The organism is Arthrobacter pigmenti, from assembly GCF_011927905.1.
GTDB lineage: Bacteria > Actinomycetota > Actinomycetes > Actinomycetales > Micrococcaceae > Arthrobacter_D > Arthrobacter_D pigmenti.
Genome location: NZ_JAATJL010000001.1, coordinates 2,027,086 through 2,039,746 on the forward strand (window position 1 = coordinate 2,027,086; position 12,661 = coordinate 2,039,746).

At 64.3% G+C, this 12,661-nt stretch carries 12 protein-coding genes; 1 reads left to right on the plus strand and 11 read right to left on the minus strand.

What is annotated here, in order from left to right:
* Positions 1 to 61 precede the first annotated feature (61 nt).
* From BJ994_RS09325 to BJ994_RS09335, 3 genes are all read right to left on the minus strand, one after another.
* On the minus strand, positions 62 to 3,130 hold the full coding sequence (locus BJ994_RS09325) for an AAA family ATPase (RefSeq protein WP_167993569.1): 3,069 nt from the start codon (positions 3,128 to 3,130) through the stop codon (positions 62 to 64).
* Positions 3,127 to 4,290 carry an exonuclease SbcCD subunit D gene (locus BJ994_RS09330; protein ID WP_167993570.1) on the minus strand — a complete coding sequence of 388 codons (1,164 nt, stop codon included), beginning with the start codon at positions 4,288 to 4,290 and terminating at the stop codon, positions 3,127 to 3,129. Before BJ994_RS09330 ends, BJ994_RS09325 begins: the two co-directional genes overlap by 4 nt.
* A 134-nt stretch (positions 4,291 to 4,424) precedes the next feature.
* Entirely contained in the window at positions 4,425 to 5,441 is a 1,017-nt protein-coding gene (locus BJ994_RS09335; protein ID WP_167993571.1) for an MIP/aquaporin family protein, read from the minus strand.
* 153 nt (positions 5,442 to 5,594) lie between these two features.
* On the opposite strand from BJ994_RS09335, the gene BJ994_RS09340 reads away from it, so the two are divergent.
* Positions 5,595 to 6,542: an ADP-ribosylglycohydrolase family protein gene (locus tag BJ994_RS09340; RefSeq protein ID WP_167993572.1), complete on the plus strand. Its 948-nt coding sequence runs from the start codon at positions 5,595 to 5,597 to the stop codon at positions 6,540 to 6,542.
* A gap of 9 nt (positions 6,543 to 6,551) precedes the next feature.
* On the opposite strand, the gene BJ994_RS09345 is transcribed toward BJ994_RS09340, so the two are convergent.
* From BJ994_RS09345 to rph, 8 genes are all read right to left on the minus strand, one after another.
* Complete coding sequence (locus BJ994_RS09345; RefSeq protein WP_167993573.1) at positions 6,552 to 7,541, minus strand: exonuclease domain-containing protein; 990 nt, start codon at positions 7,539 to 7,541, stop codon at positions 6,552 to 6,554.
* 117 nt (positions 7,542 to 7,658) lie between these two features.
* On the minus strand, positions 7,659 to 8,345 hold the full coding sequence (locus BJ994_RS09350; protein WP_167993575.1) for a hypothetical protein: 687 nt from the start codon (positions 8,343 to 8,345) through the stop codon (positions 7,659 to 7,661).
* Positions 8,342 to 9,262 (minus strand): ATP-binding cassette domain-containing protein, encoded by a 921-nt coding sequence (locus tag BJ994_RS09355; RefSeq protein ID WP_167993577.1) that lies wholly within the window; start codon positions 9,260 to 9,262, stop codon positions 8,342 to 8,344. Before BJ994_RS09355 ends, BJ994_RS09350 begins: the two co-directional genes overlap by 4 nt.
* Complete coding sequence (locus tag BJ994_RS09360) at positions 9,259 to 9,675, minus strand: GntR family transcriptional regulator (RefSeq protein WP_167993579.1); 417 nt, start codon at positions 9,673 to 9,675, stop codon at positions 9,259 to 9,261. The genes BJ994_RS09355 and BJ994_RS09360 overlap by 4 nt, the downstream gene beginning before the upstream one ends.
* Positions 9,676 to 9,792: 117 nt before the next feature.
* Positions 9,793 to 10,440, minus strand: a complete 648-nt coding sequence (locus tag BJ994_RS09365) for a GNAT family N-acetyltransferase (RefSeq protein ID WP_342450336.1) — start codon at positions 10,438 to 10,440, stop codon at positions 9,793 to 9,795.
* Entirely contained in the window at positions 10,440 to 11,114 is a 675-nt protein-coding gene (locus BJ994_RS09370) for a DedA family protein (RefSeq protein WP_167993583.1), read from the minus strand. Before BJ994_RS09370 ends, BJ994_RS09365 begins: the two co-directional genes overlap by 1 nt.
* A gap of 70 nt (positions 11,115 to 11,184) precedes the next feature.
* On the minus strand, positions 11,185 to 11,826 hold the full coding sequence (gene rdgB / locus BJ994_RS09375) for an RdgB/HAM1 family non-canonical purine NTP pyrophosphatase (RefSeq protein WP_342450337.1): 642 nt from the start codon (positions 11,824 to 11,826) through the stop codon (positions 11,185 to 11,187).
* Positions 11,819 to 12,598, minus strand: a complete 780-nt coding sequence (rph, locus tag BJ994_RS09380) for a ribonuclease PH (protein ID WP_167993587.1) — start codon at positions 12,596 to 12,598, stop codon at positions 11,819 to 11,821. The genes rdgB and rph overlap by 8 nt, the downstream gene beginning before the upstream one ends.
* Positions 12,599 to 12,661 lie beyond the last annotated feature (63 nt).

Here is a 12,661-nt window from a genome sequence, read left to right on the forward strand (position 1 = left end):
GTACTTCAAAGCGCGCATCGTCCCTCCTCCCGATGCGCCGAACCCGGTAACACCCATGATTTTACACCCGCTGCAATTGATCCACGAAGCGAAGGGTGGAGCCGGTCCGCCCTTTCAGCACAAGTAGTTGCGCGGGAATTCTCTGTTTGAGTTCGGGAACATGGCTCACGAGTCCAACCACTCTCCCGCCGTCGCGCAGGTTCTCGAGCGCGTCCATTACCTGTTCCAGCGACTGCTCATCCAGACTGCCGAATCCTTCATCGACAAAGAGTGTTTCAATGTCCAGGCCCCCGGACTCCTGCTGCACGACATCGGCCAACCCCAGTGCGAGCGCCAGCGACGCCATGAATGACTCACCCCCGGACAGGGTGGCGGTGTCGCGGCTCGTCCCCGTCCAGTTATCAGTGACGTGGAGGCCAAGCCCGGACTTTTTGTTCCCCGATTTGGCGTCGCTGTGCACGAGCGCGTACCGGCCGTCCGACATCTGCTGCAGGCGTTCTGTCGCCGCATCTGCAACCTGCTCAAGCCTGGCCGCGAGCACGTAGGTGGCAAGGCTCATCTTGTAGAGGTTCTCCCCGTTGCCGCGCGCGGTGTCGGCAACGGACTTGGCGAGCTGGTGCGCTCGGCGCAGGGGCTCGAGCCGTTCCTCCAGGATCTTCACGCGGTCAGCGTAGGAAGCAAGCTGCACCACTGATTGTTCAAGCAGACCAACGTCCAGCACCGCCCGTTCCAGCTTGGTTAACGCGTCCTCTTCGCTCCGGGCAGCCGCATCAATGTCCTCGATCCGAGGGACAGCATGACCCTCACGATCCAGAGCTGCCGCCGAAAGATTTTCCGGGCGCTGGAGCTCGAGCTCAATCCGATGCGCGGTGCTTTCGGCTTCCCTGATTGTCCGCTCTGCTTCGGCCGCCCGACCATGCGGCAGCAGCGCATCCCGCACCGCCTGGTCGCGCACGAAACCGCTGTCCGCCAGGCGTGTCTGCAGCGCAGTCTCTGCCGTGGCAAAGGATTCCTGGGCGTGATCCCGCCTGCTGATAGCAGAACAGACCGCTCCGATGCCTTCCTCCACCTGCCTGAGCGCTGCCACACGTTCCTCGACCGACGAATAGCCTGCACGGACTGCGTCCACCCGTAGAGTCAGGGCGGCAGCCTGTTCCCGCAGGGCCGCAATGAGGGACGATTCGCGCGCCTCGCTGCGCACCAGTTCCTGCCGCCGCGCCTCAAGCTCGGTAAGCCGCCTTTCAAGTTCGAGCTTCTTTGCGGAGAGAGCGGGGAGCCTGGACGCCGATAGTTCCGTCTCGGCCAACTCCTGTTGGAGCCCGCGGAGGGTTTCCCGCGCGTCCTCCGGATCCAGCGACCCGACGCGTGCTCTAAGGCCCGCCGCCTCAAGCGCAGCGGCATCACGGGCTTTTGACGTTTCACGCAGGCGCTGTTCGGCGTGTTCCTGGTCTGTGCGCGCCCGTTCCTCTTCCTCGCGACTCACCAAAGCATGGTCGCCGATGGTCGCAGGTTCCGGATGCTCTTCGCCGCCGCAGACGGGACACGGATCCCCTTCCCGGAGTCCGGCAGCCAGTTCAGCAGCAGCCTGCTCCAAACGCAGCCGCAATTTCTCGAGCCAGTGTTCCTTTGCCTCAAGGAACAGCCCCGTGTGAGTTCTGTGCAGGTCTTCCAGGTGCTCCAACGACTGCTCCGCGGTCTCTGCCTTGGAGTGCAGGGCGAGCCTCCCTGTTACTTCCTCGCACTCGGAGGTCAAACCGACGGCGCGAGCGGATGCTGTCTCAGCAGCGTGGAGGTCAGTTGTGCCCGCTGCGAGTTCCGCCTCCAGCTCCTCGCGGGTACCAGCGCACCGCCAGGCGTCGGAGGCATGCTCCTCGACTTTCCGCTCTGCGCCGGCGATTCGCGTATGGAGGGCTGCAAGCTCCCGTTCCTGCGGCTGGGCTGCGAGCGTGGCCGCCAGTTCCTCGCGAATGCGCCTATATGCCGTCTCCAGTCCCTCGAGGCGTTCGTCGCTGAGTAACTCCGTGAGCTCAGGCACTTCCCTATCCGCCAGCTCGTTCCGGCGCAACCTCGTCACCGCCGAGCGCAGGCTATCCTCCCGGAGCCGCAGTTCCTCCCCGCACTGGTCCCGTGCCTGCAGTGGCCCTTCGAGGACCTGCGCGCGACGGTGGTTTTCGATCGCCTTCTGTAGCTCGGCCGCTACCAGAAGGTTCTTCCGGTTACTTTCCGTCTCCGCTAGCAGCCGTTGATACCCCGTGCGGTCCCGACGTTCACCTTCCAGCCGGGATCGTTTCTCAACGGACGCGTCCCGCAGGACTTTCAGGTCTGCCACCCGTTCGCGGCCCCGCTGTACAGCGGACATCAGGCGGTCCTGCAGAATGATCAGATTGGGCTGCCCAGTCTGGTTCTCTGCCGTTCCGCCTTCTCCGGGCACGTCCTCACACTCGTCATCCTCCAAACCGTGGCGCCGTACCTCTTCCGTTGCCCTGGCCAGCACTGCATCCAGCTCCCCCTCCGCCTTCTCCCGGCCTGCAGCCGCCGATGCCGCGTAGTCTGCAAGCAGCTGCTCCACCGTGGAGAACCGGTCAGTGGCGAAGAGCCGCTGCAGAAGCTCAGCCCGCGTAGCGGCGTCGGCTCGTAGGAAGGCTGCGAACTCCCCCTGGGGCAGCATCACCACCCGGGTGAACTGCTCGCGGTTCATGCCGAGGAGGGCCTGGAGCTCGGCCCCGGCCTCATCGTTCCGTGTTGAACGGGTGATCCATTCCCCCTCCACGCGCTCACGCAGCAGTGTTTTTGCCTGCTCGGGTGTAGTTCCTTTTCCACGCTTTGCCGGGCGCTGCCACGCCGGATTCCGAGTGACTTCCAGCCGCCTTGAACCGGCAGAAAATTCGCAGACGACCTCCGGCATCAGGTTCTCAGGGGCATGATCACTTCGCAGCCTCTTCGCGGTCTGCCGGGCACCCGGCACCGAACCGTAGAGCGCGTAGCAGACGGCGTCGAGCACGCTGGACTTTCCTGCCCCGGTTGGGCCGTTCAGCAGGAACAAACCCTGCTCGGTGAGGGCGTCGAAATCAACGTGCTGCCGCTCGGCGAAGGGACCGAACGCCTGAATCTCCAGCCGATGAATTCTCATGAACCGCTCTCTGCTGCGCGCATGGTGTCGATCATCTCGGCGAAGAGGGCGGCTTCCGCAGAATCGGCCTTCCGCTGACGAACATGCTCGAGGAATCCGCAGCAGACCGCGTTGTCATCGGCTGCCTGAGCAATGCGCTGGCTGTAGGTCATCCGGGTGGCGTCATTGCCGGCAGCGGGTTCGAACGCCAACACAAGGGCACCCGGGTAGCGCACGCGCAACCGTTCCATCGCTTGCCGTGGCCGCTCGGAGTCGGTGAGCGTAATGTGGCACCACGCGGTTTCGGCATACCGGTGAACAGGCGTCTCCAGCAGTTCATCGATGGGCCCTTTCAGGATGGCCAGCCGCTTCGGCGGCTCCCAGGAGACCTCCCGTATGCCGGTCACCCCGCTCACATCCAGGTCAATGAGCCAAGCCCCCTTGGTGTGACTGGCTTCCGAGAAGGAGTAAGGCAGAGGAGATCCCGAGTAGCGAATGCGGTCGGCGAGCCGCTGCCTGCCATGGAGATGCCCGAGCGCCACGTAGTCGAACCCGCTGAAAACCTCGAGTGGGACAACCCCGAGATTACCCATGCTGAGCTCACGCTCGCTATCCGATCCCACGCCACCGCTGGTGAACGTGTGCGCCATGACCACCGAATGCACCGTGCGCGTTTCACGCCGCCTGCCCAGATCCTCCCGAACACGGTCCAGTGCAGCAGCGGTTACCGCGGTATGGGTGGGAGCTTCGCAGCCCAACTGATCAGCGACCATACGGGGTTCCAGGTAGGGCAGACCGTAGACAGCCAGCTCCGCCTCCCCGTCAATCTGAAACAGGGCCGGCCGCGCAATGTCCTCGAGCCGGGTGCGCAGGTGCACTCCGCCCCGTTCGATCAGTTTGCCGCCGAACCCCAGTCTGACCGCGGAGTCATGATTACCGCTGCTCACCACCACCCGGGCGCCGGCCACCGTAAGCCTTTCCAGGGTTTCATCGAACAGCTCCACTACATCCACCGCGGGAAGCGCCCGATCGTAGACATCCCCGGAGACCAGGACAACGTCCACCTCTTCCTCGCGGACCGTCTTCTCCAGTTGATCCACGAAAAGCTGCTGCGCTTCAAGCATGCCGACACCATGGAAGGAGCGGCCAAGATGCCAGTCGGATGTGTGGAGTAACCTCATGTTTCCAAGCTACCGGGCGCCTCTGACAGTTCCGGGCGGCAACGCCGCGCGGGCGCAATAGCGGCTGCTGCCGCCCGCCGTCGCTATAAGCCGAAGCAGCCTCCGGACCACCTCCCAAATGGCGCAGGGGCAGGCTAGCCCTGGCTGTGGCGGGTTTGGCCGGCGTCGTTGTCGTCGTTGTCGTTTCCGTTCGGTTGCGCCGGATCCTCAGGGGAGGAGTCCTCGAAGAACGTGCGGGCTTCGTCCGTGCCCGTCTCACCGTCGCGCTTCGCCGGAGCGTTGTGCCCCTCGTGGTGGGAAGCAGCCGCCGCAACGGCTGACCCAGCCACTGCCGGAGCGGCCGGGTGGGTGTCGGGTTCGACGTCGTCGCGTGCGCCGCCGTCGTCGTGGGTCTTTTCAGCGCTGACCCGCTGTCCCAATTCGACGCTCCGGTACAGCAGCCCGGCAATGAGCGCACCAAGCAGCGGCGCAACCCAGAAAAGCCACACCTGCTGCAGTGCCAACGGTTCAGCGAACACGGCTGCCGCGAGCGATCGCGCCGGGTTCAGCCCGCCATTGTCGAGGGGTGCCAGTGCGGTAAGAAGTACCGCGTAGGAGAGGCCGATCGCAAAGGGTGCGGCAGCACGGCTAGCCAGCCGCCCGGTGGAGCCAAGCACCACCGCCGTCAGCAGAGCAGTGGCAACCACCTCAACGAGGAGGATGCTTGCCAAGGGGAATGCGTTCGCCGAGTTCTCCGCATAGCCGTTCGCCGCGGTCGAGAACAGCCCGGCGATCTGGATCTCCTGCGGGTGGGTCGTGAAAATCAGCCAGAAGAAGCTTGCCGCCGCGAGTGCGCCAACCGTCTGCGCAACAATGAAAGGCAGGACTGCACGCCACGGGGTCTTGCCCGCCATGGCGAGGCCCAGCGTCAGAGCCGGGTTGAAGTACCCCCCGGACAGACGGCCGAACGCTGCAATGACAACAAGGAACGCAAGTCCAAAGGCGAAACCTGGACCGAATCCTCCCTGGGGGTTGAGCATTGTGACGCCAAAACCCGCCAGAACAATGAAGAATGCCCCGAGCGCCTCGATCAGCGAGCCTGTCAGCAGGCCGGGCTTCGTCTCATCGCGCGCTGCACTGGTGACATGGGCTTCGGACCTTGCTTCTTGCATGAGATGGAAATCCTTCGGCGTAAGGGGATGTGGCCTGGAGTCAGCTCGCCAACCAGGGAGCAAACTCCCCCAGCGTTCCATCCGATTCTGGAAATTTCCTGAAGGCGCGCTGACGAGCCTGATCCCGCTCCGCCGGTGCCTAGACTGTTCTCCGTGACACAGCCTCCTGAACTCCGCAGCCGAATCGCCGGATCGCTCCTCGGCGGCGCCCTCGCTGAAGCCTCCACCGCGACCTCGGGCCGTTCCTTCGCCGATGCAACGCAGCTGGCCCTCTATACCGTCGACGGCCTGACCGAGGCCCTCGAGTGGGCTAACGACGGCGTTGCCGCGGACGAGACCGCCTGCCTCTGGCTCGCCTACCTGCGCTGGCTTCGCACCCAGGGCGAGGCGCCGCCGTCGTCCGCTCCGGCCCCTCCTTCCCGTTGGCTCGATCAACAGGAGGTCATGCGGCAACGCCGGAATCCCGACCCTACGAACCTGAGTTCGCTTGCCGGAGGGCAGATGGGAAGCCGTCAGCGTCCGCTGGCATCCGCCGACGACGGCCCCGGTGCGCTCCAGCGGTCCGCACCCTTCGGTCTGCTTCCCAACGTTCCGGCGGCGATGATGGAGCGCCTCGCCCTGGACGCAGCCGCTATCACCCACGGTCACCCGGATGCGCAGCACCCGTCCGCCGTCCTCGCCGGGCTGGTGCATGAGATCGCGATCCGGAAACAACCGCTACCGGACGCCGTGCGAACTGTCGCCGCACAGGCCGAAGCACTGGGTGCCGGAAGCCTCGCTACGGATCTGCGGGCGCTGGTGACTGATACTGGCAGCGACGACTTGGAACCGCCCGGCCAGAACGCTTCACAGACCCTCTGCACCGCCATTCGGCTTGCGCTGACAACAGCCCACGACGACGGCGCCGCTTCCTTCAGCGCGCTCCTCACCACCGCAGCCGCGAGTGGTGAAAGCTCGAGAGTCGCCGCCGCACTGGCCGGCAACATCGTCGGGGCAGTACACGGCATTGACGCACTCCCCCAGGGTGCGATCGACACGTTGGAGGGAGCCGACGTCGTCGTGGAAATGGCGAGCAGGCTCGCCGCGTCAATCGGCGCCTGAACCCGCCTGCTACTGGCTATTCGCAGGCCAGCGTCCGCCGGTCATCTGCAGGAATTCGGCTTCGGAGAGCACTTCGATGTTCTGCCCACGGTTGTGCAGCTCCATCACCCGGCGGGCCTTGCCGGTCACCTTGCCGCTCCGCAGGTCCGATGCTACAAAGCCGTTGCCGACCACCAGCACCGTGGTCCTGCGGGTTACGGAACTCGCCGGCGAAGCGCCGAGCACAGCCGCCCGCTGCTTTGCCTGGGGCCGCGAGATGCCAAGGTCGCCGGTGAAGACCACCGTCTGGCCGAACAGCGGGTGCGCCGGATCCGCCGCCGGGTTGGGTGGAGGATTCAGTCCCTCCTCCGGCCATCCCGCCCAGCCGCTTCCGGGTCCGCGCTGCAACGCCGTCAGGGTAGCCTTCGAAATTTCCGATACGCCCGGTTCATAGGCCTCCAGCCGGGACATCCGCAGCCGGTGACCCGTGACCAGCTCCTCAACGGAGGCGGATTCCGCGCGTCGGGCAATGTCCACCATGATGCCGGCGCAGGCGCGGGCGTCCTCCACGGCGTCGTGATGATTCACGAGCGGCACGCCCGCAGCCTCGGCCACGTACGGAAGGGAGTAGGAGACGAGGAAGTAGCTGCGCCGCGAAAGCAGGACGGTGCATGCGTAGTCGTACGCGGGCCCGGCCTGGTCGGATACCTCAAGCGCTGACCGAATGACCCCGAGGTCAAATGCGGCGTTGTGCGCCACCAGCACGTCGTTACCGATGAATGCCCCGATCTCCGGGAAAAGCTCTCCAAAGCGGGGTCGGTTCGCAACCATATCCGCTGTGATCCCGTGGATTGCAACGTTGCGGGAATCGAAGCGATCATGTCCCTCGGGCGGCCGCATCAGCCAGTGTGCTTCTTCGACAATCTTCCCGTCGCGGACTTTACTGAGCCCAACGGCGCACGGCGATCCGCGAAACCCGTTTGCCGTCTCGAAGTCGATCGCCGTGAACTCAATTCCCACTTCAGACACGGTAGTCGGTGGACCGCCCCCTCCCACGGAGGCGGCGCCGTGTGGCGTTTGAAGAGGAGCGCTTCCTACCAGCTACGACGACGGCGGCAGGCCGGTCGGCTGCGGCCGCTACGGCACCGCCCGCCGGAGGGTGAGGAAGGACCCGCCCGCCAGTGCGAGGGCAAGCACTGCCAGCCAGCCCGCTACGTTCAGCTGCGTCTGCGAGGCGAGAAACTGTCCCACTTCGGCCCACGCGTTCCGCGAACCCACAATGTACATCCCTGCGACCAGCAGGAGTGCCACACCGATTCCCGCGACAAGCATTCCGGTAGCCTGCCACCTCTTGTAGATGGTCGCGGACCAGAATCCGACCAGGAAGAGAGCCATCATCGTGGCGAAGTAGAACGCGATCGGCTGATACCAGGGACCGTCGGCAATCCATTCGATGGCGAAGAATCGTCCGTTCATCCCCCACCCGCCGGTGGCCTGCTCAACGAGGCCCAGAGTCCAAAAGACGACTGCTGTGGTGAGCGCAATCAGTGAAAAGAGCGCAAACGTTCCGACAAAGAAGGTCCGCCGGGTGATGCTCAGCCCTTGGGAAAAGGGGAAGGTAAGAGTCAGGGCCTGAATGCCCAGCGCGAAGAAGTACCACATGACCGCCTGTGAGCCCCCGGAATACTTCGCTCCCTCATAGGGAATGAAGGACCAGATGACAAGGGACAACAGGAACGACCCAGCCAGGATGATGATCGGGATACCGATGAAGATCCACCGGTTGGTCAGTTGCATGCGCATGACCTTGATGACGCGGTTCATTGGGTTACCTCCGAAAAGTGGGCGTCCGCCGTCGTGCTGGGCGCGGTGGAGGCGGCCAGGGTTTTGCGGACGATGAGTTGCTGGAGCGAGACCGGGGCGAGCTCCAGCCCCAGGTCGGCGGCAGTCCGGATTTCCTCCTGCGTCAGCGTGCCGAGTGCCGTGACCGAAGCAAGAGAAGCAAACCTGTCGGTGTGGACCACCTCCTTTGCCCCGAGGAAGTCCGTGACCTTCTCGGCGGAGCCCACGATGGTGAAGGCTGAGCCGCGGATGGCTTCGGCGTCGTCATTCATAAGGATGCGCCCCTGGTCGATCACGATCACGTGTTCGAGAAGGTTCGCTACCTCGTCGATCAGGTGGGAGGAAAGAATCACTGTGCGGGGATGTGCGGAGTAGTCCTCCACAAGCCGGTCGTAGAAGAGTTGGCGGGCCACCGCGTCCAGGCCAAGGTACGGCTCGTCGAAGAAGGTCAGCTCGGCACGCGAGGCAAGGCCGATGATGACGCCGACAGCGGACAGCTGGCCTCGGGAGAGTTTTTTGATGGTGCGCCGCATCGGCAGCTGGAAATCTTCCACCAGCCGGTCCGCAAGCTCCTGGCTCCAGTTCGGGAAGAACAGTGCCGCCGACTTGAATGCGTGAGTCGCATTGAAGGAATCCGGGTACTTCTGCGATTCACGGATGAAGCAGATCCGGCTGAGGACGCGCTCGTTCTCGTAGGGATCCTCACCGAAAACCCGTACCTGTCCTGACGTGGCGAAACCTTGCGCGGTCAGAATCGACATGAGCGTTGTCTTTCCCGCACCGTTGCGCCCCAGAAGGCCATAAATACGGTTGGGCTCGAGCGCGAGAGTCACGTCCTGCAGCGCTTCGAATTTCCGGTACCGCTTGGTGACGCCCTGGATGTCGATGATGGTGCTCACTGTGTTCCCCCTAGAGTGGCGTGCTCGCCCTGTCGAATCATGTCAGCCAACTCGGCCGGCTCAATCCCGAGTTTTCGCGCTTCGCGGGCGAGCGGCTGAACGTACTGGTCAAAGAACTGCTCGCGCCTGCGCTGCATCAACACCGCGCGCGCTCCTGCTGAAACAAACATCCCGATTCCTCGTTGCTTATAGAGAATCCCGTCATCGACGAGCCGGTTGACGCCCTTGGCGGCGGTGGCTGGATTGATGCGGTAGAAGGCGGCAAATTCGTTAGTGGATGGCACCTGGGACTCTTCGGCCAGTGTGCCGTCGATGATGTCGCTCTCAATCCGTTCCGCTATCTGCAGGAAGATCGGACGGCCCTCATCGATCAACATGACGCCCACCGCTGTCTGCGCGGATATGTACCGCATGCTCGCTTAGTGGGTTCATTACTCATGTAACTAACCATACAACCAAAGTAGCTAATATCAAGGCGTTTTCGAAATCTACGCAGGCCGGCGTATTCACCGATAAGCCGGCCCTGCACACTACTCGCCGGTGAGCAGTGCCTTCACCGGCTCGAAACCACTCACCTGAAGGCTCCACTCCGGCCGCTTGAGGAACTCCTCCTCAACGCGGATGTGCACCAGCCGGGTCACTTTGCCGGGGCGGTCGACGACGTCGGACACGCCGTTCGCGCGGTAGCCGAGACTCTTCGACACTCCCAGCGACGCGACGTTCCAGTCGGCCGCCTCGGACAGCGCGGCCGTCGCTTTCAGGTAATCGAAAGCGAATAGCACGACGGCGGCACGCATTTCCTTGCCGAGCCCCTGCCCCTGTGCGCTCTGGGTAAGCCATGAACCGCTGTTCACGGTCCTCAGCAACGCGAAGTCCCGTGCAGAAACGTCCTGCATGCCCACCACCCGGCCCTCGAACTCCACGGCGAAGTTGAGCGTCCAGTTCCCGGGCTCAACGGTGCACCGCTGGCGCCACTGATGCTTGGCGGTCTCGCGTATCAGCTGCTCGCGCGGCGCTTCGGTCCACGGCACGCTGAACGGCATGACGGACGGGTCGTGGATCCCGGCCAGTACGGCGTCGACAACCTCCGGCAACTGTTCATCACGGACAGGCGCCAGCCGAAGCCGCGGTGTACGAAGCTCCAGATCGAAGAGCGGCCACACATCGCCCAAGGACATCATGACGACTGGCGCTTACGCCGAACCTTCCGTACCTTGCTCACCACGAAGAAGGCGACCAGCAGCACCACGGCGGCAATCACGAGCTTCTGGAAGATGTCCGCGTACTGCTCCACCAAGTGCCAGTTCTCGCCAAGGTAGTATCCCGAGAGCACGAAAATGGTGTTCCAGATCAGGCTTCCAGCGAGGGTGAGGCCAAGGAACTTCCAGACCGGCATCCGTTCAATGCCGGCCGGGATGGACACCAGGCTGCGGAAGATGGGCACCATTCGGCCAAAGAACACGGCCTTGTAACCGTGCCGGTTGAACCAGGCCTCTACACTGTCCACGTCCTCAAGGTCCACCAGCGGCACCCTGGCCACAAGCCGGCGCATCCGGTCACGTCCCAGCAGTACACCGAGGAGATAGAGCAGATAGGCGCCCACGACTGATCCCGCAGTTGTCCAGAACAGCGCCTCAGCGAGGGAAAAATCTCCCCGGCTCGCAGTGAAGCCTGCCAGCGGCAGAATCACTTCACTGGGCAGCGGCGGGAAGAGGTTCTCGAGAGCGATAGCGAGTCCCGCGCCCGGTGCCCCGATTGTTTCCATCATGGTGACAGCCCAGTCGGCGACACCCCCGAGTAGGGATTCATTGCCGGTCTGGGTGGGCGCCACGGTGCTCAGTTCTGTTCTCATAACCCGGTTAAGTCTGCCCTATCAGGTAGCGCACTGAAGAAAGCGCGTCCGAGGACCGCCGTCGATACGCTCAGCGGAGAACCTCCACGAGGGCGGGCAGTAATTCCCTGAAAGCCTTCGAGCGGTGACTGATCGAGTTCTTTTCGTCAGCCGAAAGTTCGGCGCAGCTGCGGTCCAGCCCCTCCGGCTGAAGAATGGGATCGTACCCGAAGCCACCGTCCCCGCGCGGAGCAGCAAGGAGCGTCCCGCGCAGCTCACCACGGGTCACAGTTTCGGCGCCGCCCGGCAGCGCGAGCGCGGCGGCACAAACAAACCGCGCCGCCCGCCGATCGGCCGGTACGTCGCTGAGCTGGCCCAGCAGCAGGCGCAGGTTCGCGCCGTCGTCGCCGTGCCTGCCGGACCAGCGGGCAGAGAAGATTCCCGGCGCACCGCCCAGCACATCGACCGCGAGGCCGGAATCATCCGCCACCGCCGGGATACCTGTGGAAGCGGCCACAGCGTGGGCTTTGAGGAGCGCGTTCTCCTCGAAGGTCACACCGCTTTCGACGACGTCGGGCGCCCCGGCCGCGACGACGTCGGGCGCCCCGGCCGCGACGGCGTCGATCACCTGGGTGTCGACGTCGAGACCCGGTACCTGATCACGCAGCAACGCCCGCAGTTCACGCAGCTTGCCGGCGTTTCGCGTAGCCAGGACGAGCCTTGCCTCAGGCACCGGCACTCCCGCCGAGGGTGTCCCGCTGAATCTGCGCAAGCTGGCCGGTGCCTAGGAGTGCGAGGTCAAGCAGTGCGTCCAGCTCGGCCCGGTCAAACGGTGCGCCCTCGGCAGTACCCTGCACTTCGACGAAACTTCCGCTGCCGGTCACCACAACGTTCATGTCGGTCTCAGCGCGCACGTCCTCCACGTACGGCAGATCCAGCATGGGCACACCGTCAATGATCCCGACGCTGACTGCCGCGACGGTGTCCGTGAGCGGTTGGACGGACTGCGCGATGATCCCGTGCTCCTTCGCGTAGCGGATCGCCTCGGCCAGTGCCACGTAGGCTCCGGTGATCGCGGCGGTGCGGGTGCCCCCGTCGGCCTGGAGTACGTCGCAGTCCAGCACGATGGTGTTCTCCCCCAGCGCCCGCGTATCGATGATGGAGCGCAGCGACCTGCCGATAAGCCGGGAGATCTCATGGGTGCGCCCGCCAATCCGGCCTTTCACCGATTCGCGGTCCGAGCGCGTATTGGTGGCGCGCGGCAGCATGGCGTACTCGGCCGTCACCCACCCTTTGCCCTCGCCTTTGAGCCAACGTGGAACACCTGTGGTCAGTGAAGCCGTGCACAGCACCCGGGTATTGCCGAACTCGATCAGGGCTGAGCCCTCGGCCTGGTTGGACCACCCCCTGGTGATGCTGATCGGGCGAAGCTGGTCCGGCGCGCGCCCGTCAGCACGGACAGTGGCGCGTGTTGACGCAGGAATCTGTGAGGAAGCGGAAGTCATACGCCAAGTCTGCCAGAGCCGCTTCGGGCGGGCGATTTCTCAGGAGGCGCTAAGGAGACACCG